The sequence below is a fragment of the Pedobacter soli genome, assembly GCF_900101435.1.
In the GTDB taxonomy this organism is placed as follows: domain Bacteria; phylum Bacteroidota; class Bacteroidia; order Sphingobacteriales; family Sphingobacteriaceae; genus Pedobacter; species Pedobacter soli.
Window position 1 is genome coordinate 24,724 of record NZ_FMZH01000010.1, and the last position, 25,589, is coordinate 50,312.

Consider the following 25,589-nt stretch of genomic DNA (forward strand, 5'->3'; position numbering starts at 1 on the left):
ACCGTGTTCAAAAGTAAATCTGTTAATGTAATTTAGTTGAAATTTTAGCTGCTAAAATTAAATGTCTATCTATAAATCACTTAGCGACCAGGAGTTGATCATTAGGACTAAAGCCAATGATCACATGGCTTATACTGAAATATATGATAGGTATAAAAAGGATTTACAAACGCACATTTATAAAAAAACTGGGAATTTTGATGAAGTGAAAGATATTTTACAAGAGATTTTCATCAACCTCTGGATAAATAGAGCAAAATTACCTGTAACAGATAATCTGAGTGGTTACCTTTATATTTCAGCAAGAAATAAAATCTTAAATATTATTTCGCATAAAAACGTTGAGTCAAATTATATCAGATCATTACAACTTTTTATTGATGAAGCAAATTATGTTACTGATCTAAGCATCAGGGAAAACGAATTAACAAGTCTCCTAAAAGATCAGATTGAAAATCTCCCGCCAAAGATGGGTGAAGTATTTAGCTTAAGCAGGTTTTCTAATTTTAGTCATAAAGAAATTTCAACTAAATTAAATATATCTGAACAAACAGTTTCTAAGCAGATTAGTAATGCCATCAAAATTCTAAAAAGTAAACTTAATCTGGATTTAGTTAAAAGTTTATTTATATGATAATCAGTTGATTATGTAATTTTTTGTCATTTTCTTAAAATCATCTACCTGTTACACCTTAGCTACCTGTCTTACAATCATAACGATAACCTTGTATTATTGATATGGTGCAAAAAAAAGACGCAAAACAGTTGTTAAAAAAATATCTCGAAGGTAACTGTACCGACGGAGAAAAGGCACTGGTAGAGGCTTGGTATAATCAATTTGAAGAAAATGAACGCCCCCTGATTACAGCGCAGGATCAAGAATTACAGTTAAAAGAAATTCAAAATACACTTCCTCCGCATTTTAAGTCACCGAGAGTTATTCCATTATGGCCGATAATTGCCGCAACAATAGTTATTGCATTATTGGCAACCTTACATTTTTACACCAGTTACAGCAAAAAAATAGCAGGTAAACTAAATAATGATGCCCGGGCCGCAGTAAAAGTACAACCAGCAGGTAACAAAGCCACCTTAACCTTGCCAAACGGGAAAGTAATAGTTCTTAATGATGTTAAAAGCGGAGAAATTGCCCAGGCAACTGGTTTTAAGATTATGAAATCTAAAGATGGTAAGCTTTCATACGTGGTTGATGAGCTGGGAGGCAATAAGGAAATCGGATCAAATACAATTGCGACCCCAAGAGGCGGACAATATCAGATTAACTTACCGGATGGGAGCAAAGTTTGGCTTAACGCCTGCTCTAACCTGCGTTTCTCAGTTGGTTCTTCACCATTTAAGCGAGAAGTAGAATTAACAGGTGAAGCATATTTTGAAATAGCAAAAAAGACTGATAAGCTAGGCAATCGGCTTCCTTTTTTGGTTAAAACATCAACTCAGACAGTCGAGGTTTTGGGTACTCATTTTAATATTTCTGCCTATCGTGATGAACAAAAAACGACAACTACACTGCTTGAAGGTAGTGTGAAAATAAACCTTCCAACAGGTTCTAAGCTGTTAAAGCCAGGCCAGCAAGCTACTGTACAAAATAACCACATTAATACCCAGGAGGCGGATATAGAATATGTAATGGCCTGGAAAAACGGCATGTTCATTTTCGATGATGAACCTATTGAAGAAATCATGAAGAAAATTAGCAACTGGTACGATGTAGATGTCGTTTACCTCGACGCGGATAAGAAACAATTATTTGGCGGTAGTATTTCGCGTTATGCGGAAATTGGTAAAGTGCTCGAAAAATTGGAATTAACAAACGGCGTTCATTTTAAAATTGAAGGGAGGAGGGTTATAGTTATGAAATAAAACAAAACGTTAACTGCTCAATCTAAAGCGAAAAGAAGCCGAAAGTGCGCTAACACTTTCAGCTAAGTTTAAGATTGCATCGAATGCCCCTTAATAAACAAACTATACAATAAAACTAACCAAATATATGATTTTTAACTATTTGTTAAGGCATAGGCCAGCCGCCTATTTCCTTAACCCAGCTAGTGGTATGCTTGGCAAAATTTCCGACACCATAGGCAAAAACAGCAGGAGAACACTTATGCGTATCAACCTTACAATTATTTTACTCTTTATCATCTTAGCACAGGTTACCGCAACTGGCTTTGCACAAAATTTAACCATTAATAAAGATAACGCAAGCATAAAATCGATCTTTAAAGATATCAAGAAGCAAACTGGTCTTGCGATCATTTATCAAACACAGCATATTTCAAGCTTCACACCCATTTCTTTGCATGTTAGCAATACCAGTTTAAATGAGGTACTTACCATGCTTCTTGCCAAAAGAGGACTTTCCTATATTATTAAAGATCAGACTATTGTTATACGTGAAGAGGTTAAAAAAACTCCTGAAGCCTCTTATAAACCTCAAAACTCAATAGAAACCATATTAAATGGAATAGTTACAGATGAAAAAGGAAATACCTTACCATCGGCAACAATAAAATTAAAAGGAAGTACATTAACCGTATTAACCGATCAGGAAGGGAAATTCAGGCTGAAATCTCCAACCGAGGAGGGTACATTAGTAATAAGCTATATAGGTTATAATGTACAAGAGGTAACCTTTGATAAAAAATCTACTGTTCTGAAAGTTAGTTTAAAACCGCTCAATAATGTAATGAATGATGTGGTGGTTGTGGGCTACGGTACGGTAAAAAAATCAGATCTAACGGGGGCAGTATCTTCTGTTTCTGCCGATAAAATTACACAGGTTAAAGGAATATCGAATGTTGCCCAGGCGCTACAGGGAAATGCAGCCGGCGTACAGATAAACCAGTCATCAGGACAGCCTGGTGAAGCGATGATCATCAAAATCAGAGGTACAAACTCTATTAATGGGGGAAACGCCCCGCTTTATGTGGTAGACGGATTGCCAACCGATGGTATTAGTGCCCAGCTTAATCCTGATGATATTGAAAGAGTAGAAGTATTAAAAGATGCGTCTGCTACAGCAATATATGGTAGCCGTGGGGCAAATGGTGTAATCATGATTACAACCAAAAAAGGAAAGTCCGGAAAAACACAGGTAAGTTATAATGGCTATTACGGCTTTCAAAATTTAAGGAAAAAATTGGATATTATTAATGCCCATGATTATGCGATACTTCAAAATGAAGTGGTAAGTAATGATAATGCATCAGGCGTAAACAATCCTGCTAAACCTTTGCCCTGGAAAACCAGTCAAATTGATTCATTAACAGGTAAAGGGACCGATTGGCAGGATCTTGTTTATCAAAATGCACGTGTTCAAAATCACGACCTCTCTTTTTCCGGTGGCAATGAGAATACGAAATATTATACTTCGTTTGGTTATTATGATCAGGACGGGATTATTAAAAATTCAAACTTTAACAGACTCTCATTCAGGGTAAATCTTGATCAGAAATTAACTAAAAAGCTTTCGTTAAATACAACCTTTTCTTTACAAAACTCTACCTACACGCAAGCTGTATATGGTGGCGCCGATGGTGGTGGAGGGATCCCATGGACTACAATGGTATTGCCACCAACCCAGGGAGTATATGATGAGAAAGGAAATTACACCAAGTTTACCGGTGTATCATACGGAGAAACCAATCCTGTTGGTATATCAAATGAATTGTACAACCCTTCAACCAATTTAAGAATATTGGGCAGAACCAATGCAATTTACGATATAATTGATGGATTGAAATTAACAGCCAGCGCTGGTATTGATGCCGGTTTCGATAAGTCCGATTATTATGCCCCATCTAATATCAGCATCGGGCAACCAGGAGGCCGTGCATCGAAAAGTTATGGCAACAGCAGGACATTTACGACCGAAAACTACCTTAACTATGTAAAATCTTTTGATAAACATAATCTGGATATAACCGCAGGCATCAGCTATCAAACTACAAAATCACAAAACCTGAGTAGCGGAACCGGCACAGGTTTTATTTCTAATGTATTTCTGAATAATAATTTAGGGGCGGCAGTTACACCTGCCCGTCCGGGAACTGGTTTTAATGATAGTAAATTAATTTCTTACCTGGGTAGGTTAAACTACAACTATGGGGGTAAATATTATGTAACCTTAACAGGAAGGTACGATGGCTCATCGAAATTTGCCGAAAATAAGAAGTTTGCATTCTTCCCTTCAGCAGCAGCTTTTTGGAGAATTTCAGAAGAGCAGTTTATGAAAAGCATTCCAGCCATTTCTAATCTAAAAATTAAAGCCAGCTATGGGCATTCTGGAAACCAGGCTATTGCGAACTACCAAACCTTAGCCAGAATATCCAATACAACCGTTGTATTTAATAATCAGGATTATACAGCTTATTTTCAAGGTGGGCTACCCTATAACAATCTTAAGTGGGAAACTACAAAACAACTCGATTTAGGCTTAGAATTAGGATTATTTGCTGAAAGATTGCAGTTTACATTTGATTACTACAACAAAAAAACAGTTGATTTATTGCTTAATGTAGACCTGCCAACTTCTTCCGGCTTTGGTTCTGTATTACAAAATATTGGAGAGGTACAAAACCGGGGGCTTGAATTTCAGCTAACTACACTAAACACAAATGGTGTTGTTAAATGGTCTAGTACACTAACCGTACAGCGAAATGTAAATAAAGTATTGTCTCTTGGCTCAACACCTCAAGGCCAGCAGGTTACCTATAAGGAAATTGGGGCAGGTGGAAACTGGTTTCCGACCATCGTAGGCTTGCCAACCGGCCAGCTTTATGGTTATGTTGTAGATGGCATTTATAATAGCAATGCTGAAGCTATTGCAAATGGCGAACCAAACAAACGTGCCGGTGATTATAAATTCAGTGATCTTGATGGGAACAAAATAATTGATGGTAACGATAGGAAAATATTAACGCATATGCAGCCAAAATTTACGTTTGGTTTTAATAACAATCTTAGCTACAAAAACTGGAATTTAAGTTTGCTTTTCGTAGGATCGTATGGCAATGATATTGTAAATGAATTCAGTAAATACCGAAACAGTTTAAATGGCCAATGGGCACCTAGTCAGACTGCTTTTGATAATAGATGGACTGGCCCGAATGCCGGCGCCACAATCGATAAACCATCGGTAAATAGTGCCGCATCATTACGGGATTTTGCCAACAGTACCTGGGTATCACCTGGTTCATATATAAAACTGAGGGATATTACATTAGGTTATAATATCTCGGCTCCGCTATTAGAGAAGTTTAAAATTTCATCCATAAATATATTTATAAGTGCCCAAAATTATGTCACGTTTACAAAATATGATGGTTATGACCCTGAAGTAGCGTGGAGTGCAACTACGGTTAATGGTTGGGATAGAGGAAACTACCCTTCGATGAAATCGTTAACTGCTGGCATTAAGTGTAACTTTTAAAGAATAATTGAAATGAAAAAATACTATATCATATTCACCTTCGCTATCCTGTTTATTGCCTTACAAAGTTGCAAAAAAGGTCTGGAAGAAAACCCAAAAACATTTGTTAGTCCTTCATCATTTTTTACCAATGCAGATAGTTACGAACAGGCTGTTTTAGGCATATACACCAATATTAGGGGAGCATATACCCAAAACCCAATGATGATGCGCGAAATGTTTAGCGATATCTGTGGAGCTCCCGGAAATGCAGAGCAGGCTCAGGCATCCTATGAAAATAACCATCAGCCTTTTTTCTATAGCGTAAGAGCCGAATGGTCTAATAATTATACCATTATCAAAAATGCTAACTTTATTTTAAGCTACATACCTGTTGCAACATTGATTAATGCTGAAAAAAAAGCACTTCTTACTGCCGAAGCGAGGTTTCTCAGGGCCTATGCTTATTTTCAACTGGTGCAGTTTTATGGTGATGTGCCATTAAGAACAACGCCATTAACAGACTATTCTGAAGCACAAAGCCCCAGGGTAGGACAGGCAGATATTTATAAATTTATTCTGGAAGACCTGAATTTTGCTGAGGCCAATCTTCCTGAAAATGCACCTCAACAAGGCAGGGTGTATAAAATGGTTGCCACAGCATTACTGGCCAAGGTTTACCTTACCATGGCGGGCTATCCACTCAAACAGATCCAGTATTTTCAAAATGCCAAAGAAAAGGCATTGTTGGTAATTAACTCTGGTAAGTTTCAATTGGTAAGCGAATATGCCAAGGTATTTCATAACACTGCTTACACTACCGAAAGTATTTGGGAACAATTATTTCGTGTAGATGTTGGCGGAAATGCGATGCAGGGCCTGACTAGTACTGCCGAAGGTTTTGTGCCTATATTAAAACCTGCAAGTTCATTTATGAATAGTTTCCCGGTTGGCGATCAACGCAGAACCTGGGGAATACAGGATAGTTATATCGGTCCGAAGAAAAATACCTTAGCACCCTTTTTTCAAAAATTTGTAAACACCAGTTTTATCGACGCCGGAACAACACCTTCGGGAATTATAAACAACTATAGCATTCCATTTATTCGCCTTGCAGAGATGTATCTTATTGCTGCAGAAGCAGAAAATGAATTAAATGGCCCAGCTGCAGCATACGATTATATTAATAAGATAAGAGCAAGGGCAAGAATAAATAAAACCGATCCCACTAATGTGCCAGATCTTAACGGCCTTACAAAAGAGGCTTTCAGAAAGGCAATATATATGGAAAGAAAATGGGAACTTCATTTAGAAGGCAGTACCTGGTTTGATTTAAAACGAACACAGACTATAGATGTAATTCAAGCGATGAGAGGTGCAAGCCTTGTGCATCCAATTGGTACTTATAATTATAACTGGTATATTCCTGATAGTGAAATTTTAAATAATTCCATACCTCAGAATGCTGCTTACCAATAAAATAGCTATTAAATAAAATTTTAATATATAATTCGTCCAGTTCTTTTACTGAGTGAAATTGAAAATATTTAGTTAAAAAAAATAACCCCACAAAACTCTGAAAATGATAAAGCAATTTTTATTAGTTGTTTCTATTTTGTTTGTTTGCTGCACTTGCAAGGCACAAACCATTTACATTTCTACAAAGGGAAATGATAACAATGCAGGTTCCATTTACCATCCGGTAAAAACGTTTGCAGCAGGCGTAGCAAAAGCTATGGTTCACAAAAATAAGAAAGTAATTATCGAAATAGATGGTGGTACCTATCCGGTAGATAAAACTGTTGAAATTACATCAGAAAAATTTCCTCTCCGCGAGCTTACAATTAAGGCTAAGGCAAATGAAAAAGTAATAATTTCAGGAGCGCAACAGTTTAAACTGTCATGGAAACCCTACAAGAACAATATGGTATCGGCTAAAATAAAGCTAAACAAAGCGCCTGATCAGTTATTCATGAATGGTAAAAAATTACCCATGGCAAGATACCCTGACTTTGATTCCACCTCAAGAGTATTTAACGGAACAGCCGCCAATGCAATTTCTATTGAGCGTAGCAGAAAGTGGCTTAATCCTACAGGTGGTTATATACATGCTTTACACCAGGGTGAGTGGGGCGATTTCCATTATCGCATTACCGGAAAGGATGCTACAGACAAATTGCTTTACGAAGGTGGATGGCAAAATAACCGTCCGGCCAAAATGCATACACAATATCGTTATGTAGAGAATATTTTCGAAGAACTGGACCATCCAGGTGAATGGTTTTATAATCAAAAAGAAGAAATGCTTTACCTGATTCCACCTGTCGGATCTAATCTGCAAACGGCCGATTTTGCCTTTACCATGATAAGTGATATCTTACATATTAAAGGAACATTGGCAAATCCGGTTAAAAACATAACAATAACAGGCGTCGATTTTGTGCAAACAGCACGAAGTTTTATGGAGGTAAAAGAGCCCCTTTTAAGAAGCGACTGGGCAATTTACCGTGGAGCAGCAATATTGTTGGAAGGCACTGAATCTTGTATTATTAATAACTGTAATTTTTACGATTTAGGCGGAAGTGCTGTTTTTCTAAGTAATTATAATAAAGAAGATCGCATTAGTAACAACCATATTTATAACATTGGGGCTAATGGAATTGCATTTGTAGGTAACCCAAATGCGGTACGTTCGCCTGCTTTCAGGTATGAAAATTTTGTGCCGTATGCTCAAATGGATATGGAGCGCGGGCCAAAAAACGCAGATTATCCCCAGCATTGCCAGGCCATCAATAATCTGATACATCATACAGGTTTAATAGAGAAACAATCAGCAGGAGTTCAAATATCTATGTCTGCCAGTATTTTGGTTAGCCACAATACTATTTACCATGTACCAAGAGCCGGCATAAATATTAGTGAAGGAACCTGGGGCGGACATATTATCGAATTTAATGATGTTTTTGATACCGTGCTTGAAACCGGAGATCATGGAGCCTTTAATTCATGGGGCAGAGATCGTTATTGGCGGCCAGAAAGAAGTATTATAGATAGTGTTGTTGCCGCAAAACCTGGAATAGAACTTTTGGATGTGATTGCGCCGATTGTTTTACGTAATAATCGTTTCCAATGTGATCATGGTTGGGATATCGATCTTGATGATGGAAGCACTAATTATCAGATTTATAATAACGTTTGTTTAAGTGGTGGTTTAAAACTTCGTGAAGGCTATCATCGTGCTGTATTTAACAATATTATCATAAACAATACCTTTCATCCACACGTTTGGCTAAAAAACAGCGATGATGTTTTCAAAAATAATATTTTAACTGCTGCCTATGCTCCCATACTGATGGAAAGCTGGGGAAAAGAGATTGACCATAATTTCTTTTTAAGCAAAGAAGCATTAATCAAAACACAGAAATTAAATGTTGATGCCAACAGCTTGTCAGGCGAGGCAGGTTTTCTTGAGGCAAACACAGGGAACTATCATCTTAAAAAAACTTCAGCTGTGTTTAAAACTGGTTTTAAAGATTTTGATATGAATTTTGGTGTCACAAATCCCCGATTAAAAAAACTGGCTGCTTCGCCTGCTATAAAACCATTGAATGATAATTCAGACAATATTAAAACTACAATAGTAGATTGGTTAGGTGCTAAGTTTAAAAACATCGAAACCCTGGGCGAAAGATCTGCAGCCGGGCTTCCAGATAACAATGGTGCTTTACTTACGCAATTAACCAAAGGTTCTGTGGCAGAGAAAAATAATTTAAAGAAGGGTGATGTGGTTGTACAACTGGACAATAATGAAGTGAAATCTGTTAACGAACTAATGAAAATTTATAACGAAATCCGCTGGAAAGGGCATAGTCAGATTATTATTATCAGAAATCAAAAAGAACAAAAGATGGAAATATCACTTAAAGATTAATACCAGCGCAATTACCTGGAATCTATAAAGCTTTAGTAAGGCTGGTGAGAGGTAGTTATGTAAACGGATGTTTCGAATAACCCTAAACTAAAAATTGCGAAGTAGGCAAATTGAGTGGCTTACCGCGTACGATAAGTTTAAAAAGCTACCAGAAAAAAAAAGCACCTGTAAATTATTGGTTTACAGGTGTTTTTTCTGTAAGCGACAAGAGAAAGAACTTGAACTGTTTTATCAATGATTTAAAGGTTTTGATTCATTTAAGAGGGATTTAAAAGGAGGATACGGGGTTAAAATTGAGCCAAAACACTAACGATTTATCATAAAGTACAACCTTTTTTATGTGAATTTTCATTCAGTTACTTGCTAACTTTTAAATTTCTGAAATATCCTTCCGTTCCCGGACCTACCCAAAGGGCAATTGATCCCTTACCTTTAGCGCCTTGCTTCATCTCTGCAACCACTAGTGAAGGTTGTTCATTTCCGTCAAGATATAAACTTGCTTTCTTTCCCTTTACTACAATTTTCATCTTAATCCATTTATTCATTTTCATATCGCTATAAGATTCATACTTCTCTGGCTCTTCCTTTCTTAATTTATCGAATTTAAAATCTGGATAGGCAAAATATTGTGTTGAATGATTTCTACGCACCTGATCTTCTGCTCGTCCATTATCTGGTCTAATGTAAATCGATTCAAATTTCGAATCGTACTTATCCACTCTAAAAGCAACACCAATAAAGCCTCTGGCCCATTCTGGGGCATTCGGAAGAAATTTACTCATCACTTCAACCTCAATGATACCGTTGCTAAACTCAAAATTCTTTAGTTTCGCATAGGTCGGCTCATCAAACAGTTTTACTGTAGGATCCATAATCACCTTCAAAACTTCCTGTTCATCAATTTCAACGCTTGAGAAAGCAGCTCTACCCGGGATAAGCGTGTTATTATTTAATTCGATATTTTGTGCCTTAGTAATGGTAAAAGAAACTAGAATAACATAGAAAATACCTAAAACCTGTTTTTTAATACTCATGATGATATTTTTATAATGAATTACAAAATTATCTTAATACACTTCTATATATCAGCACATTTAAACACAAATACAGTAAATTTGTAACATGAAGAATTTCTCCTTGTTTCAGGAACTAGATATATCTACTCATCTATGGAACAAAGAAATACATGGAAACCACAGACATAATTTCTTTGAAATACTCTATGTATTTGAAGGCAAGGGAAGGCACATGATCAATGGAGTGGCCCACAAGTACACAGGAAACAATCTTTTTTTACTGATGCCTGGCGATGAGCATTACCTTGATATCGAAATACAAACCCGATTCTGTGTACTCATTTTCAACAGGTCTTATTTTACCCATGAAAATACTGGTGCTAACCTGAACTTTTCTTCAATCTTTAGAAAAGTCGAATTTATTTTACAGAATGCTAATCATCTGAAGCAGAATAAAGAAGGTAAAGATTCAGATGATATTTTAATCAAAATACTAATAGAGAATATCATCCATGAGCGGGAAAAGAAAGATTTCTTTCATGAAATTATCATAAAAAATACCATATTTCAGATTCTTTGCCTTATTGCTAGACAAATCAAAAACAATGTAGTAACAGATTTTATTGCCAAAGGTTCTGATGCCGATATTGCAGAAATTGTATTCTATTTACAGGAACACATTTACGAAAATGAAGAATTGCGTTTAGATAAATTATCGCAAGTATTCAATAAATCTAGAAATTACCTCAGCACTTATTTTAAACGACATACTGGATATAGCATAAAAGAGTACATACAACATTATAAGCTAAACCTTATCAAAAGTCGATTACAGCATAGTCAACTAACCGTTCAGCAATTGGCTTATGAGTTTAGCTTTACAGATGAAAATCATCTCAATAAATTTCTTAAGCAACGTTTAGGAATGACAGCAACAGATTTTAGAAAAAACGCGCCCTAATGGCGCTCAAAATATTTTTTTATATCTATCTGTAATTACTATTTTTTTACAGAAATCTAAATATAATATGTAGAGCATTTTCGAATCGGCAGCACTTTTACCGAAGGAGTGCATATTTCAATGAAACTTTGGAGCGAAAAAGGGTGTCAGCATAAATGCGAAACGCGCGTACACTTGTGCCGAAACACCCATTCAATAAAAGTTAACAATTTGATAATGTTGAAAATTGCATGGATATTCAGCAAGTTTCTTTTTTTGTGTAAAGAAAAACTTCGGTTTTTTTGAATTTTCCTATACTAAAACGCTCCAACTTCAATGAAAAAATCACTTTTCCTGATTTTAATTTTTTTTAGCCTCATTACCTTCTCTTCCTGTAAAAAGAAGGAGGTAATTGAACCTGCACCCACTTTACCTGAAATAACCCAGTTGGGACTGAATACATTTGGTTTTATGTTCAGTAATGAAGTTTGGACCCCTAACCTACTCGTTTCTACACTATCAGCAAATTATGGAATGCAAGGTGATGAAGTAAAACTAAATCTTTTCTGCAGAAGAAAAAGTCCCCAGAACCAAAAGACTTCCGATTTTTTTAATCTAAAATACACCAACCCGGATATCAGCACGGGAACCTACGAACTCAACGAGCAAAACTGTAAAATCGATGTTGAGACCATTTCAGCAGACAACCACGCAAAAGGCTATAAGCTTGACGGTAAAGGAAGTATAACATTCATCCGCTGGGACCTAAAAAACAGGATCGGCTCAGGAACCTTTACGCTTACGGTGAAGGAAGAAACAACAGGTGAAACTGTTGCCATCACGAAGGGAAGGTTTGATATGGTTCTTGGAGATTAAATATCTTTAATAAGGGGTGTGTCGTGTTGAATATCTGGCGTCCTGAGATATCCTTCTATAAGCGTTTCCACATCGGGACTTACGCGCCTTGCACTGTAATTGATTAGTTTATGCTGCGATGAATTGAACTTTTCTATAAACATAGCTTCGGTTTTGCTGAATTTGAGATAGCCTTGTTCAAAATAACGTTCTTCGATCGCTGTTGATGAATCCGAGCTATGGAACCAAAGTTTTACCAGTGAACCCGAAAGCTTATCAAAATACAACCAGTGAAAAGCATCCCAGCTGTTAGCCATTGGAGACGGCTGGGCAAGCTTGATCTTGATTATGATCAGATCAGGGTTTTCAAAAAGATAGATAACTTTGTACTCCGTGGGCATATCTGCAAAGGTAGCAATAGGGGGAAAATCACGCTATTCTAATTATCAACAGCACTTAACCGTATGGGTATAAAAAACTTTGTTCTGAGCATCAGCGCCTTATCTTTTTTGATTTGGAGTTTTGGTCAATGAGTTTATTTTTGCTTTATGACCGTGACCGTGCTACCTATTTTAGAGACAGATTTTAAGCCCGAGAAAGCCCTTGCAAAGGTGATGAACGATAGGTTGATCCGAACCGCGAAGGATTTGCAGGATAATCATTTTAGAACCCTTACAGGGTGGGGATTTCCAAACGATGACCTTGTTGTTTATATAAGTTATAACCCGAAATATAAGATTCGCTTTCGCATTGTCAATGATGTGCCGGCGGATGTAGAATATTTTGTGGCAGAGTGCTGCGGAAGGCTTGGCTTCATCCTCTGGAGGGCAAATGCGATTGGGGTTACCAATGAGTATGGTGCACTCTAAGTGCTAACTAAATTTTGCTTTTGCATGGATTTGTTTAGTTTTGTCCACGGAAGAGAATTCCCTATAAGAATATTTTGATAACGGGGCTTATGCCCGCTAACAACACTAAAGATGGACAAATTTAAGCAGGTACAGGAAGTTATCGCTTCAGTTGAAGCTGATGTAGCAAAATTTTATGATGGTGGAAACGCAGCAGCTGGAACACGCGTACGCAAAGCGATGCAGGATTTAAAAGTTCTTGCTCAGGAAATCAGAACTGAGGTTACAGAGAAAAAAAACAGCGATAAATAAAACATAAAATGTTTTGGGAGAAAGCCACTGAAATAAACTCAGTGGCTTTTTTTACGTATCCATTTTCCTGAGTGGGTATTTCGGAGCAAACTGGCCGCACTTATCTTTCGATTGGACTTTTCAAGTATAGCTTTTCCTGATCACTTTTTAAATTAAAGTAAAATGAAAGCCTCAGGGCCTAGTTTGGAGCTGAAGGTAGGTCTTGTTTAATTCTCATTTTAAAAGCGTTCTGATGGCTTTTGAATGGGGTTTTAGATATGTAAGTTGTCAGACCTTAATCTTTGGGCAGACTGAATAGCGTAACTATCACTGAAAATAAGTAGAAAGGAAGGCTTTAGCTTGGAAAGGAATTTGAAATCGTTCTTAGTGTTTTGTTCAAAGGGAAAGGAACTATTTACGCTATAGTCCGGCAATCAAATTGGCGGCCAGTTTGGCCCGAAACGAGGTGGCCAGTTTCGTTGAAATACACACAAATGACATCCCTGAATTAATAGGATATATATCTTTTGAATTTGTTGATATCTATGATAATGCTTATAGGCAAAAATTAGTATTTAAGCCTCACCACGGAGGTTTTTTTCAAACAGCAGAGTATTTAGGAAAAAGGTAAAATATAATAGAGCTTTAGCATGGATAAAAAAACACCCAACTACACTTTTTGGGTGTAAAATTGGGTGTTAATTATGTAACTATTTGATTTTTAAGTTACTTTGTGGAGCCGAAGGGAGTCGAACCCTTGTCCAGTTGTGAGATAAATTATACCTTCTACATGCTTATTTTTCAATTGATTTTCGGGAAATAAACGGGCTGAAAACCGACCTTATTTAGATCCTTAGATACTTGATCTCACTTTAAGTCGTATCTCCTTAAAGCCAGCTTTGTTGTTTCGATGCCCCAGATTCTAACCCAACAATGCAGCAGTTAGAGGGACAAAAGCTAAGCGTAGTTCTAAACTAGGCAGCTAAGGCGTAAGTATTTTCGCCAATTAAAATGTGATCGTTCACTTTAAGTGCTCTCCGAACAACGCACTGCATGCTAACATAACCTTCGCCACCCTGTCAAATCCAAGAACGGCCCCAGTTTTAGTTTTCAGTTTGCAATTATCAATTATCAATTATCAATTATCAATTATCAATTATCAATTATCAATTATCAATTATCAATTATCAATTGCAAGATCGAACTACAAATATACAAAATTATTGCTTAACTGGTTAATTGTTTAAACCGGTTAACTGTTTTGTTCTGCTAACAATTAACCGATTTATACAGTTTCAACAATTAAACTTTAAAATTGGTTAACTGTTTTGTTTTGCTAACAATTAACCGATTTATACAGTTTCAACAATTAAACTTTTAAACAGTTTTAACAATTAAACAACTCGACCAGGATATTGTTGTAAAGCGATTTCCAAACAATCCATGGCTGCATTTAAATCATCAGTATTTAACACATAAGCCATGCGTACCTCGTTTTTACCCGATCCTGGTGTAGAATAGAAACCTGTAGCAGGTGCCATCATCACCGTTTGGTTATTATGACTAAATTTTTCTAAAATCCATTGGCAGAATTTATCTGCATCATCAATCGGGAATTTAGCCACCACATAAAATGCACCACCCGGATTAGGGCAGTAAACACCTTCAATGCTGTTTAAGCGCTTCACCAAAGTGTCTCTGCGTAAAGTATATTCGGTATTTACTTTTTCAAAATAACTATCTGGCGTATCAACTGCAGCTGCACCGGCAATTTGCTCAACCATACCCGGACTTAACCTGGCTTGTGCAAATTTTAATCCCGAAGCAATTACTTCCTTGTTTTTAGTAATTAAACAACCTAAGCGCGCTCCACAGGCACTGTAACGTTTAGATACAGTATCCATAATTACCACGTTTTCATCCAGGCCATCTAAATGCATTGGCGAAATAAATTCCCTGCCATCATAACAGAATTCGCGGTATGCCTCATCCGAGAACAAAAACAAATCGTATTTTACGCATAGCGTTTTTAAAGCTTCAAGTTCTTCTCTCGAGTATAAATAACCGGTTGGGTTATTTGGGTTGCAGATGATAATGGCCTTGGTTTTTTCGGTAATCAGTTTCTCAAATTCTGCAATTGGTGGCAGAGCAAAACCATTTTCGATATACGATAAAATAGGTTTTACCACCACATTACTCATGCAGGCAAAACCATTGTAATTGGCGTAAAAAGGCTCTGGAATGATGATTTCATCGCCTTCATTCACGCAGGTTTGCATGGCAATGGTAATGGCTTCTGAGCCACCAACTGTTACCAGTATATTTTCAGGGCTAATGTTGTAGCCCAGTTTATTGTAGTATTCGGTAAGTTTTAAACGGTAGGCGAGGGTACCTTCTGATGGCGTATAGGCCCAAACATTAAAATCAATGTTTTTGATGGCGTTTAACATCCCTTCAGGTGTTTCAATATCAGGCTGGCCAATATTTAAATGGTAAACCTTTTTACCATCTTTTTTAGCTTGATCAGCAAATGGAGTTAACTTTCTAATGGGCGATGCAGGCATCTGCACGCCTTTTTGTGAAATTTTTGGCATGGCACAAAAATAAAAAAGTCCCGATGAAAATCGGGACTTTTTAAAATAATATCATTTAAAAATTACTTTGAAGCAGGTGCAACAGTTTCGCCTTTAATGTAAAGTACTTTAACCGGTGTTTTAGCATTTGAAGTAATGGTTACCGCTTTAGAGAAAGTAGAGGGTCCTGCAGCAGCGTTAAAAGTTACCGAAATTACACCTGTTTCGCCTTTTTTAAGTGGAGTAGAAGTGTATTTAGGTACTGTACAACCGCAACTTGCTTCAGCTTTGCTGATAATTAACGGCTCTTCACCAATATTGGTGTATTTAAAATCATAAGTTACCGGTTTGTTTAAAACAATTTTACCGAAATCATGTGTTTCCGATTCAAACTTAAATTCAGCAGGTTTAGTTTGTGCATTTGCTGCGATACCAAAACCTAATACAAAAGCGAATAATACTAAGATCTTTTTCATGTTATGTGGGTATATTTTATTTTTAATTTACTCAAACAAATTTAATGTTTTCAAATTAAAACAAAAACTATTCCAATTATATTTTGCTATTCCATATATAATTTTACATAAGAGGATAAAGGCAAACTTTTAATTTTGTCTATATTTGCCGCAACCAATCTTTGATTACTATGCAGAATGAAAAATTGATTACCAATGCTATTGATGCTGCTGAACTGAGTTTTAACGATTTTAAATCAATCGTGATAAACGACTACAGAATAGCGGTTGAGAGCAGGCAGGCCAGTATTTTAGGACGAAGGGAAGTGTTAACTGGCAAGGCTAAATTTGGCATTTTTGGCGATGGTAAGGAAGTACCTCAGGTGGCGATGGCGAAAGCATTTAAGAACGGAGATTGGCGTTCGGGCTATTACCGCGATCAAACCTTTGCTTTTGCAACCGGTATTTCAACAATTAAAGAATTCTTTGCTCAGCTTTATGCCAACCCGGCTAAAGGTGCCGATCCTTTTTCGGGTGGGAGGCAAATGAACTGTCACTTTGCAACCCAGTCTATTAACGAAGATGGTAGCTGGAACGACTTAACGCAAATTAAAAACTGCTCATCTGATATTTCTCCAACAGGTGGTCAAATGGCCCGTTTGGTTGGTTTGGCTTATGCCTCCAAATTATTCAGGGAGAATAAAGAACTCGATTATTTAAAGCATTTTTCGGTTAACGGAAACGAAGTGGCTTTTGGTACTATTGGCAATGCCTCTACATCAGAAGGTGTGTTTTTTGAAGCTATTAATGCTGCAGGAGTATTGCAGGTGCCCATGGCCATCTCGATCTGGGATGATGCTTATGGTATTTCTGTACCTGCAAAATACCAAACTACCAAAGAAGATATTTCTGAAGTTTTAAAAGGATTTCAACGCGATTCGGAAAATCCGGGATACGAAATTTATAAAGTAAAAGGCTGGGATTATCCTGCCCTTTGCGAAGTTTACGAGAAAGCCATCAAGGTTTGTCGTGATGAGCATGTACCCGTTTTAATTCATGTTACTGAGCTTACCCAGCCACAGGGGCATTCTACTTCAGGTTCGCACGAAAGGTATAAATCGAAAGAACGCCTGAGTTGGGAAACTGAGCACGATTGTATCCTGAAAATGCGTGGCTGGATGCTCGATTCGGCAGTGGCTACTGAAGAAGAAATTCTGGAAATTGAAAAAGAAGCTAAACTTTTTGTGCGCAATGCCCAGAAAGAGGCCTGGAACGAATTTTTAGATAGTATCAGACCTGAGCAAAAACAGGTTGTTGATTTAGTGAGTGATATGGCCAAACACCAACCGGAATTGGCTAAAATTGCCGCTACATTAGCTGCAACTGCCGATGCACAGCGCCGTGATGTTTTTGCCGCTGCCCGTAAAGCCCTTCGTTTATCAACCAGGCTTGCTTCGGCTGAACGTGATGCACTTTTAACCTGGTACAAAAAGCAAGAGTCGCTTAATTACGATCGCTATAACTCTAAATTACATACCGATGGGATGGAAAGCCCCGATATGATCCCGGTTGTGGATGCGGTGTATGATGAGTTTTCTAAAATGATTGACGGCCGTGAAGTACTGAATGCCTGCTTTAACGAAAACTTTGCCCGCGACCAGCGTTTGGTAGCTTTTGGCGAAGATTTAGGCAATATAGGTGATGTAAATCAGGGTTTTGCAGGTTTGCAGGCCAAATATGGCGAATTGAGAATTACCGATACCGGCATTAGGGAAATGACCATTATGGGGCAGGGCATAGGCCTGGCGCTACGTGGTTTAAAACCCATTGCCGAAATCCAATATTTAGATTATTTAATATTTGCCTTAAACGTACTGAGTGATGATTTAGCATCGCTTTCATATCGTACAAAAGGTATTCAGAAAGCACCTGTAATTGTGCGCACCCGTGGCCACAGGCTCGAAGGCATCTGGCACTCAGGTTCGCCTATTGCCATGTTGCTAAGCTCTTTAAGGGGAATGCACCTTTGCGTACCACGCAACATGACTCAGGCTGCCGGCATGTACAACACTTTGTTCAGGGCCGATGAACCTGCGGTGGTAATCGAATGCTTAAACGGGTATCGCCTGAAAGAAAAATTACCGGTTAATGTCGGCGAATTTACCGTGCCATTGGGTAAAGCTGAGATTTTGGAAGAAGGTACTGATATTACCGTAATTTCATACGGATCGTGTTTAAAAATTGTGCAGGAAGCTGCTGAAGAACTGGCATTGTTGGGCATTTCTGTAGAAATTATTGATCCGCAAACCCTTTTACCTTTCGATAACAGCCAGGTTTGTGTAAGCTCACTGGCTAAAACCAATAAATTACTGGTGGTTGATGAAGATGTCCCCGGAGGCGCTTCTGCTTATATCCTGCAAAAAGTGCTCGAAGAACAAAAAGGTTATTTCCATCTGGATGGACAGCCCAAAACCTTATCGGCCAAAGCGCACCGCCCGCCGTTTGGTTCAGATGGCGATTATTTTAGCAAACCTTCGGTTGATGATGTAATCGAAACCATATACCAGATGATGCACGACGCCAATCCAAATAAATATCCGGCGCTTTTTTAAGGCTACTGATTGATTTGTTTTTAGGGTAATTTTTTTTTCCTTTAAATGATTGTTAATCATTTAATTAAGGGTGTTTTGTATGCTTGTTCGCAATAAACAGGCTGTGTTTTTAACTACAGCGTAAACATTTGATTGCCCAAATGATCAGATTTTTATATACATTTATATACCAAACCCTATTTTTTGTTATTTCAGTATGTTCCAAGTCATCCCCATTGGAGATTACTGCATGATGCAGGTTTTTTGTTTATCCTTTAATTACTAAACATCAGTTTTAATTTCAGGATGAATAAACGCCTTGTTTTCAGTCGGTTGATTAATAAAACTTATTTCTGTAAGATAGGTATTGCATTTACTTTGTTTTTACTTCTGGGTTTAAACGGCTTTGCACAAACCAATGCTTCACAAAAAAAACTCGACAGCCTTTTATATCTGAACGAAAGAAATCTGAAGACAGATTCATCTAAAATAAAAATTCTGACTGAGATTTACCGCCAGTACATGCGGATGAAAAATGTAGATAAAGCAGAAGAATTTCTAAATAAAAGTATTCAGCTTTCGCACGAAAAAAACATGAAAAAATTTTCGGCGATGGCTTATTACCGAAGGGCTTTAATGTACCATGGCAGGTCTAATTATCAAAAAGCTGAAGAGAATTACCTGATTGCCGTTACTGAATTTACAGCTGTAGGCAATTTGGATATGACTGCGGGTACCTATCTTAACCTGGGTGCCTTATATGGCAGTATACCTGATTATGTTAAAGCTTTGGAGGTTAACCAAAAAGCAATTGCCATTTACGAAAAATTAGGCAACGAAAGTGATATGGCAAGCTGCTACACCAACATTTCGGGTATTTATCAAAGTTTGGGTAACCAGAGTCAGGCCCTGGTTTATCTTAAAATGGCTTTAAAAGTATTTGCTCAGGAAGGCGAAAATTCGCGCGGAGTAGCCGTTGTTTATGGTTTAATCGGCAGCAATTATTTCGAAGCTTCAGACCGTGAATTAACGGAAATGAATGTTTTGCCAGGTCAAAAAGTGAAACTGGCACTGGACTATTACAATAAGTCGTTAAAGGTTTCAGAGGCGATAGCCGATAATGGATTGATTGCCGGTGTTAAACGCAATCTGGCCGATTTGTACAGTTCGATAGGGCAACAGGAGCAGGCTTTAAAATCTTATCAGAAATCGGTAGAGCTGAGCAGGGATGGCGAAGATCAGGAAAGTTATGCTTCCAGTTTATATGCACTGGGTAACTATTACCAAAAAGAAAATGATTTGGGCAACGCCATTGTTTTACTTAACCACAGCTTAAAAATTGCCGAAGAAAACAGGTTGCTCGATATCGAGAAAGAATCGTGTTTAGGCTTAAGTGCAGTTTACGAAAAAAAGAAAGATTATAACAAGGCATTGGCTTATTACAGGCAGTATATTGGTGCAAGAGATCAAATTTTCGATCAGGAAAAGGAAAAAGAAATTACCAGGCGGCAAATGCAGCTCGATTTTAGTGTTAAGGAACGCGATTACCTGCTTAAACAAAAAATTACCGAAGGTGAACTTAAGAGGCAGCAACAGGAATTGGTGTTGAAGCGGCAGCAGCTGGCCCTGAGCGATAAAGAAAAGGCCTTGGATTTGCTTACTTTTCAAAAGGCAAAGGCCGATCTGGATCTCCAGCGTTTGGCCCAGGAAAGCAAATTTGAAAAGGTTAAATTCCAGGCACAAATGGCTGCCGAAGTAAAAGACAAGCAAATTAATAAGCAACGCCAGCAGATTAAGCTCGATGAGCGCGTAAAGCTGTTGCTTACTATTGCCATTACCTTAATTCTGATTATTGCAGTGGTAATTTATTTTAACCAGCGTAAAACCACCCGGCTTAATAAAATTATCAATACGCAAAAACGCGAGCTCGAGCAGCTCAGTAAGGTGAAAGATCGCATTTTTAGTGTGGTGAGCCATGATATGCGTACCCCGGTTAATTCGCTTATTTCGTTTATGCAATTGCTGGAAGGCGGTAACATTGAACAGGAGAAATTAAACCGTTACGCAGCATCGCTGAAGAACAACCTATCTTATACTTCTACCATGATGGAAAACCTGCTCAACTGGGCTGCCAGTCAGATGCACGGTTTTAATCCTTGTTTAGAAACACTGGATATTCAAGGCCTGGTAAATGAGGTGCTTGGCTCACTACAGGATCAAGCCAATGAAAAGGAGCTGAAATTGCAAAACATAATTCCTGACGGAACAACTTGTTTGGCCGATGCAAACATGCTCAGCCTCGTTATCCGAAACCTGGTGAATAATGCCATTAAATTTACCCCAAATGGAGGGGCTATCGAGGTAAGCTCGGTTAATGGCTCCAATCATCTCGAAATTAAAATTGCTGATAATGGTATAGGCTTAACCCCGGTTCAAATCGATCATTTTAATAAACCAGGTTATCTAGGTGGTGGGGTAAGTACGCCAGGCACCAATAAAGAAAAAGGAACAGGATTGGGTTTACTGCTCTGCAGAACATTTATCGCCCTCATGAACGGTAAAATTACTGCCGGTGTTAATGTGACAGGAGGGAGTTACTTTAAAATTTTACTTGGTAGATAATTACTTTAAAAAACGCGAAAGGATTTTCTTGTCAATCGATTTTTCTAACAACTCCTGTCTGTTGGTTGCACTGATTGGAACAGTAAAATTATGATCTAAATGCACCTCGTGGTTGGTTAAGGTAGCAATGTGGTTTACGTTAATGATATACTGCTTGTGCACACGGGCAAAAAGTTTTGCCGGTAATTGTTTCTCCAGGTTCTTCAGGCTAACTAAAATCACGTGCTTATCGGTGCTGGTAAACAGCTTCGAAAAATCGCCCATACTTTCGATGTAAATCACATCATCGTACCTTAGTTTGGTAATGCCTTTGGTTTCTCTGAAAAAGAAGTGATCATCTTCTTCTCCAACAGGTTGTTCATCCTGTGAAGTTTCCTTTCCAACCAGTTTTTTAAGTTCAAGATATTCAATAGCCTTATTGGTGGCTTTCAGTATGCGCTCAAAGGTAGCCGGCTTTACAATAAAATCTAAAGCATCGAGGTTAAAACTTTCGGCAGCATACTCACTATATGAAGTAATGAATATAAATAAAGGCTGTTTTTTAAGGCTTTTCATCAGATCCATGCCCGAAAGCTCAGGCATGTCAATGTCCGAATAAACAATATCAACCCTGGTTGAGGCTAAGATTTGTGAGGCCTCGATTCCGTTACTACAAACTGCTAAAATGTTTAATGAAGGGATTTTTTTAAGGTGCATTTCAATTGCATCTCTTTCTATTTCGTTGTCATCAACAATTAGGCAGTTGTAGGTCATTTAGGGATAGTACTTAATTTAGTTAGAGAACAAGGGATTTACACTTAATGTTTCAAATTTAATTGAAAATGTGAATTATTGTGTAAATCCCCGTGATTTTTTATCAATCCCCGATCGGGAATTATTTGCGGTGTTTCTTTTCGCCGGTGTATAACTTTTCGCCTGCTGCTACTGCCAGTTGTAAGTCGTTTTCTTCGGGCGGTACCGGACAGCGATAACCCTCGCTATAGGCGCAATAAGGATTATAGGCCTTGTTAAAATCTATTTCAATTTGGTTATTCGCAATTGCTTTGCTATCCAAATCAATATATCTTCCGCCACCGTAGGTGGTTTTGCCATTTGTTTCGTCGGTAAAGGGCAAAAATAAATGATCTTTATACACCGGGTTGGCCGATAGCACAACACTCTTGTATAAAGTCATTTGTAGTTTTTTACCATTTAAACTGAAATTCACATGTGCATACCTGTAATAATCGCTGCTGGTGCCATCGTAGGTGGGCATTTTAAAAACCTTTTCGTTTTGCAGCAGTGCTGCATCAGCTAAAACTTTATAAGTACTGTCTGCATCGTAGAAATGAAGGTTTTCGAGATCTTTTTTCTTTAATGGAGATCGGCTGTCGGTAATAAAATCCTGCTTGTACGCTTCCCGGTGCTTTGCAATTTTTGCTGAATAGCTTTGCGCAAAGGCATTTATACTGATAAAAACGAGTAGAACAGGCAGGAATCTCATCATAGGATTTATAAGGTACTTACTTTATTTCTTAAAAACTGATCGGCTAAAACCAATGCAGCCATAGCTTCTACAATAACAACCGCGCGAGGTACCACACAAGGATCGTGACGACCTTTACCTTTAATTTCGGCAGCTTCGCCGGCGGCGTTAATGGTTTGCTGGTTGTGCATAATGGTGGCAACCGGTTTAAAAGCCACTTTAAAAGTAATATCCATCCCGTTCGAAATGCCACCTAAAATACCACCTGCATAATTGGTAGTGGTTTTAAATACTTTCGAATCGGCTGCTTTAGGCTGGGGGATATCGTTATGTTGCGAGCCTCTTAATTCGCTGCCTGCAAAGCCAGAGCCATATTCAAAACCATGAACAGCATTAATGCTTAACATAGCCTTGCCTAAATCGGCATGTAACTTATCAAAAACAGGTTCGCCCAGTCCGGCAGGGCAGCCTTTTACCACGCAACTGATCTTTCCGCCAACGGTATCTCCATCTTTGCGTACCGCATCAATAAATTCGACCATTTCGTGTGCAGTAGCAGGATCAGCACAACGTACAATATTTTCTTCCCTGATTTGAAGTAAGGCTGATAAATCGTTGCTTTCCAGATTTGGAGCTTCAATTGTTCCTACTGAGGTTACATGCGCAAATATCTCAATACCCTGTTGTTTTAAGAACAGCTTGGCAATTGCACCTGCAGCTACACGGGCAGCAGTTTCGCGCGCCGATGAACGGCCTCCGCCACGGTGATCGCGGATACCGTATTTGGCATCGTAAACATAGTCGGCATGACTCGGACGGTACACATCAACATTATGGCCATAATCTTTTGATCGCTGGTCTTCATTTGGAATAAGCAAGGCAATTGGTGTTCCGGTACTTTTTCCTTCAAAAATACCCGATAATACCTGAACGGTATCGCTTTCTTTTCTTTGCGTTGTAATTTTCGACTGACCTGGCCTGCGTTTATCCAGTTCTGACTGGATAAAATCCATATCAATATCCAATTGTGCCGGACAGCCATCGATAATTACGCCAATAGCTACGCCATGAGATTCGCCAAAGGTCGTGATGCGAAAAAGTTGTCCGAAAGAGTTACCTGCCATATTTTATTTTAGATGTTGGAAGTTAGATATGTGATAGGAGAAATATCCCGGTTATCATGTCTAAACTTCAATTTTTTAAGGTTAATTATTTTACTCCAGCTGTTAGCGTTGTCTCAAAGCTCACTTATCAAATCTCCTGTACGTCAAATCCCGCCTTTTTCAAATCCTCCCAGTAATATGGATAAGATTTTTCTACAACCTGCATTTCTTCAATTTCAACTTCGTTGATGAGTAGGGCAAGTGGAGCAAAGGCCATTGCCATACGGTGGTCCTCGTAAGTTGCAATGGTAATTTTATCAGGGAAATGAAGGTTGTCGGTATTTAAAGTATAAACCAGGTTATCTTCGGTTAAAGTAACACCGATTTTAGCCAGTTCGTTTTGTAATGCGGCAATACGGTCGGTTTCTTTAATTTTTAAGGTCTCTAAACCTGTAAAAGCCATGTTTTTGCCTAATGCAGCTGCAATAACCACAATGGTTTGTGCTAAATCAGGGCAGGTTTTAAGGTCTAACACCTGATTGGTATCGAGTGAAAGCCCAAGGTTGCTGATCGAAATTCCTTTTTCAGTTTTGCTGGTTGCGATGCCAAAAATTTTCATGATTTTCTGGATCTGGCTATCGCCCTGTAAGCTTTTATCTTTTAAAGCCGGTAGGCTGATCTCTGCTTCGTCGGCTAATGCAGCGATGCTATACCAGTACGATGCAGCACTCCAATCCGGTTCAACAACCAAAGTGCCGGGCTTAAAAGCCTGCGGTTCGATGGAGATTGAATTTCCGTTCCAGGTGTGTGCAATACCTACTTCAGCCAACATGTCCAAAGTCATATCAACATAAGGCTTAGAAGTAAGTTCGCCCTCAATTTCTAAAGTTAAACCTTGTGGTAGCACAGGAGCAATCATCAACAAGGCAGAAATGTACTGACTGCTGATATCGCCTTTAATTTTTATCTGGGCAGTTTTCTGATCCAATGGACCGATAATATTTAGTGGGGGAAAACCCTCGTTTTCTGCATAAGAAATGTTTGCACCAATTTTTTTAAGTGCTTCGGCCAGAATACCGATTGGGCGTTGTTTCATACGCTCGGTTCCGGTTAACAGGAAGTTACCGTTTTTTGCCGAAAGATAAGCCGAAAGAAAACGCATTGCAGTACCTGCAGGTCCTACATCAACCAGTTCTGAGTTTGCAGTTTTCAATTTAGAGTCTACTGCAGACTCACCATTCTCAACTCCCAGCTTGTTTAAGATACCATTTAAAGTCACAGTATCAGCGGCATTCGATAAGTTTTCTACTTTAACCAGTTTCTTGCTTAAAGCGCTGATAATTAACGCTCTGTTACATTCGCTTTTAGAGCCTGTTAATTGGATTTCCGTATTAATATTCTTGGTTCCTTTAAAAGAAACTAAGGCATTTTTTGACATTTTGTTTTGTTTTATGCTCAAATGTAAGTGTCA

19 protein-coding genes and 1 other RNA gene are annotated in these 25,589 nt (G+C 38.1%); 11 read left to right on the forward strand and 9 right to left on the reverse strand.

All coding sequences use genetic code 11. The annotated features are described in order from the left end of the window. Positions 1–61: 61 nt before the first annotated feature. The 5 genes from BLR37_RS19185 (at position 62) to BLR37_RS19205 (ending at position 9,359) form a co-directional block, all read left to right on the forward strand. Complete coding sequence (locus tag BLR37_RS19185; protein ID WP_090771432.1) at positions 62–634, forward strand: RNA polymerase sigma factor; 573 nt, start codon at positions 62–64, stop codon at positions 632–634. 104 nt (positions 635–738) lie between these two features. Next, on the forward strand, positions 739–1,881 hold the full coding sequence (locus BLR37_RS19190; RefSeq protein ID WP_090771434.1) for a FecR family protein: 1,143 nt from the start codon (positions 739–741) through the stop codon (positions 1,879–1,881). A gap of 127 nt (positions 1,882–2,008) precedes the next feature. Beyond that, positions 2,009–5,449, forward strand: coding sequence for a TonB-dependent receptor (locus BLR37_RS19195; RefSeq protein WP_244154700.1), 3,441 nt, complete (start codon positions 2,009–2,011; stop codon positions 5,447–5,449). Between the two features lie 12 nt (positions 5,450–5,461). After that, on the forward strand, positions 5,462–6,907 hold the full coding sequence (locus tag BLR37_RS19200; protein WP_090771436.1) for a RagB/SusD family nutrient uptake outer membrane protein: 1,446 nt from the start codon (positions 5,462–5,464) through the stop codon (positions 6,905–6,907). A gap of 103 nt (positions 6,908–7,010) precedes the next feature. Beyond that, positions 7,011–9,359, forward strand: coding sequence for a PDZ domain-containing protein (locus BLR37_RS19205; protein ID WP_090771438.1), 2,349 nt, complete (start codon positions 7,011–7,013; stop codon positions 9,357–9,359). Positions 9,360–9,715: 356 nt separating this feature from the next. Here BLR37_RS19205 and BLR37_RS19210 read toward each other — a convergent pair whose 3' ends face one another. Next, positions 9,716–10,393, reverse strand: coding sequence for a 3-keto-alpha-glucoside-1,2-lyase-like domain-containing protein (locus BLR37_RS19210; protein ID WP_090771440.1), 678 nt, complete (start codon positions 10,391–10,393; stop codon positions 9,716–9,718). A gap of 88 nt (positions 10,394–10,481) precedes the next feature. Here BLR37_RS19210 and BLR37_RS19215 point away from each other — a divergent pair, with 88 nt between their 5' ends. Together BLR37_RS19215 and BLR37_RS19220 are read left to right on the forward strand one after the other, a co-directional pair. Next, entirely contained in the window at positions 10,482–11,336 is an 855-nt protein-coding gene (locus BLR37_RS19215; protein WP_090771442.1) for an AraC family transcriptional regulator, read from the forward strand. Between the two features lie 315 nt (positions 11,337–11,651). Next, positions 11,652–12,191 carry a Riean_0653 family protein gene (locus tag BLR37_RS19220; protein WP_090771444.1) on the forward strand — a complete coding sequence of 180 codons (540 nt, stop codon included), beginning with the start codon at positions 11,652–11,654 and terminating at the stop codon, positions 12,189–12,191. Here BLR37_RS19220 and BLR37_RS19225 read toward each other — a convergent pair. Beyond that, a complete protein-coding gene (locus BLR37_RS19225) occupies positions 12,188–12,487 on the reverse strand; it encodes a hypothetical protein (RefSeq protein WP_143009628.1) in 300 nt (99 codons plus the stop codon). The genes BLR37_RS19220 and BLR37_RS19225 overlap by 4 nt on opposite strands. Positions 12,488–12,718: 231 nt before the next feature. On the opposite strand from BLR37_RS19225, the gene BLR37_RS19230 reads away from it, so the two are divergent. Then, positions 12,719–13,039 carry a hypothetical protein gene (locus BLR37_RS19230; protein WP_090771447.1) on the forward strand — a complete coding sequence of 107 codons (321 nt, stop codon included), beginning with the start codon at positions 12,719–12,721 and terminating at the stop codon, positions 13,037–13,039. A 111-nt stretch (positions 13,040–13,150) separates the two neighbouring features. Continuing rightward, entirely contained in the window at positions 13,151–13,330 is a 180-nt protein-coding gene (locus BLR37_RS19235; RefSeq protein ID WP_090771449.1) for a histone H1, read from the forward strand. Positions 13,331–14,040: 710 nt separating this feature from the next. On the opposite strand, the gene ssrA is transcribed toward BLR37_RS19235, so the two are convergent. The 3 genes from ssrA to BLR37_RS19255 all read right to left on the reverse strand — a co-directional run bounded on the left by ssrA (position 14,041) and on the right by BLR37_RS19255 (position 16,358). Then, positions 14,041–14,408, reverse strand: a transfer-messenger RNA (tmRNA) gene (gene ssrA, locus BLR37_RS19245). 295 nt (positions 14,409–14,703) lie between these two features. Further along, positions 14,704–15,903 (reverse strand): pyridoxal phosphate-dependent aminotransferase, encoded by a 1,200-nt coding sequence (locus BLR37_RS19250; protein ID WP_090771453.1) that lies wholly within the window; start codon positions 15,901–15,903, stop codon positions 14,704–14,706. A gap of 62 nt (positions 15,904–15,965) precedes the next feature. Beyond that, positions 15,966–16,358: a DUF1573 domain-containing protein gene (locus tag BLR37_RS19255; protein ID WP_090771455.1), complete on the reverse strand. Its 393-nt coding sequence runs from the start codon at positions 16,356–16,358 to the stop codon at positions 15,966–15,968. A 170-nt stretch (positions 16,359–16,528) separates the two neighbouring features. Between BLR37_RS19255 and BLR37_RS19260 the strand changes: the two genes are divergently transcribed. After that, a complete protein-coding gene (locus BLR37_RS19260; protein WP_090771457.1) occupies positions 16,529–18,949 on the forward strand; it encodes an alpha-ketoacid dehydrogenase subunit alpha/beta in 2,421 nt (806 codons plus the stop codon). A gap of 285 nt (positions 18,950–19,234) precedes the next feature. Beyond that, the gene (locus BLR37_RS19265) at positions 19,235–21,550 is read left to right on the forward strand and encodes a tetratricopeptide repeat-containing sensor histidine kinase (RefSeq protein WP_090771459.1); all 2,316 of its coding nucleotides are present in this window, start codon (positions 19,235–19,237) and stop codon (positions 21,548–21,550) included. Here the strand turns inward: BLR37_RS19265 and BLR37_RS19270 are convergent, their stop codons facing one another. The 4 genes from BLR37_RS19270 to aroA all read right to left on the reverse strand — a co-directional run bounded on the left by BLR37_RS19270 (position 21,551) and on the right by aroA (position 25,556). After that, positions 21,551–22,303: a LytR/AlgR family response regulator transcription factor gene (locus BLR37_RS19270; protein WP_090771461.1), complete on the reverse strand. Its 753-nt coding sequence runs from the start codon at positions 22,301–22,303 to the stop codon at positions 21,551–21,553. Between the two features lie 121 nt (positions 22,304–22,424). Next, entirely contained in the window at positions 22,425–23,036 is a 612-nt protein-coding gene (locus BLR37_RS19275; RefSeq protein ID WP_244154701.1) for a DUF1684 domain-containing protein, read from the reverse strand. A gap of 5 nt (positions 23,037–23,041) precedes the next feature. Beyond that, the gene (gene aroC / locus BLR37_RS19280) at positions 23,042–24,139 is read right to left on the reverse strand and encodes a chorismate synthase (protein ID WP_090771465.1); all 1,098 of its coding nucleotides are present in this window, start codon (positions 24,137–24,139) and stop codon (positions 23,042–23,044) included. Between the two features lie 127 nt (positions 24,140–24,266). After that, positions 24,267–25,556, reverse strand: a complete 1,290-nt coding sequence (gene aroA / locus BLR37_RS19285) for a 3-phosphoshikimate 1-carboxyvinyltransferase (protein WP_090771467.1) — start codon at positions 25,554–25,556, stop codon at positions 24,267–24,269. Positions 25,557–25,589: the final 33 nt, after the last annotated feature.

Bases quoted from the DNA above. Each gene is read 5' to 3' on its own strand.
- BLR37_RS19185 (WP_090771432.1), top strand. From the start codon at position 62: ATGTCTATCTATAAATCACTTAGCGACCAGGAGTTGATCATTAGGACT.
- BLR37_RS19190 (WP_090771434.1), top strand. From the start codon at position 739: ATGGTGCAAAAAAAAGACGCAAAACAGTTGTTAAAAAAATATCTCGAA.
- BLR37_RS19195 (WP_244154700.1), top strand. From the start codon at position 2,009: ATGATTTTTAACTATTTGTTAAGGCATAGGCCAGCCGCCTATTTCCTT.
- BLR37_RS19200 (WP_090771436.1), top strand. From the start codon at position 5,462: ATGAAAAAATACTATATCATATTCACCTTCGCTATCCTGTTTATTGCC.
- BLR37_RS19205 (WP_090771438.1), top strand. From the start codon at position 7,011: ATGATAAAGCAATTTTTATTAGTTGTTTCTATTTTGTTTGTTTGCTGC.
- BLR37_RS19210 (WP_090771440.1), bottom strand. From the start codon at position 10,393: ATGAGTATTAAAAAACAGGTTTTAGGTATTTTCTATGTTATTCTAGTT.
- BLR37_RS19215 (WP_090771442.1), top strand. From the start codon at position 10,482: ATGAAGAATTTCTCCTTGTTTCAGGAACTAGATATATCTACTCATCTA.
- BLR37_RS19220 (WP_090771444.1), top strand. From the start codon at position 11,652: ATGAAAAAATCACTTTTCCTGATTTTAATTTTTTTTAGCCTCATTACC.
- BLR37_RS19225 (WP_143009628.1), bottom strand. From the start codon at position 12,487: ATGGCTAACAGCTGGGATGCTTTTCACTGGTTGTATTTTGATAAGCTT.
- BLR37_RS19230 (WP_090771447.1), top strand. From the start codon at position 12,719: ATGACCGTGACCGTGCTACCTATTTTAGAGACAGATTTTAAGCCCGAG.
- BLR37_RS19235 (WP_090771449.1), top strand. From the start codon at position 13,151: ATGGACAAATTTAAGCAGGTACAGGAAGTTATCGCTTCAGTTGAAGCT.
- BLR37_RS19250 (WP_090771453.1), bottom strand. From the start codon at position 15,903: ATGCCAAAAATTTCACAAAAAGGCGTGCAGATGCCTGCATCGCCCATT.
- BLR37_RS19255 (WP_090771455.1), bottom strand. From the start codon at position 16,358: ATGAAAAAGATCTTAGTATTATTCGCTTTTGTATTAGGTTTTGGTATC.
- BLR37_RS19260 (WP_090771457.1), top strand. From the start codon at position 16,529: ATGCAGAATGAAAAATTGATTACCAATGCTATTGATGCTGCTGAACTG.
- BLR37_RS19265 (WP_090771459.1), top strand. From the start codon at position 19,235: ATGAATAAACGCCTTGTTTTCAGTCGGTTGATTAATAAAACTTATTTC.
- BLR37_RS19270 (WP_090771461.1), bottom strand. From the start codon at position 22,303: ATGACCTACAACTGCCTAATTGTTGATGACAACGAAATAGAAAGAGAT.
- BLR37_RS19275 (WP_244154701.1), bottom strand. From the start codon at position 23,036: ATGATGAGATTCCTGCCTGTTCTACTCGTTTTTATCAGTATAAATGCC.
- aroC (WP_090771465.1), bottom strand. From the start codon at position 24,139: ATGGCAGGTAACTCTTTCGGACAACTTTTTCGCATCACGACCTTTGGC.
- aroA (WP_090771467.1), bottom strand. From the start codon at position 25,556: ATGTCAAAAAATGCCTTAGTTTCTTTTAAAGGAACCAAGAATATTAAT.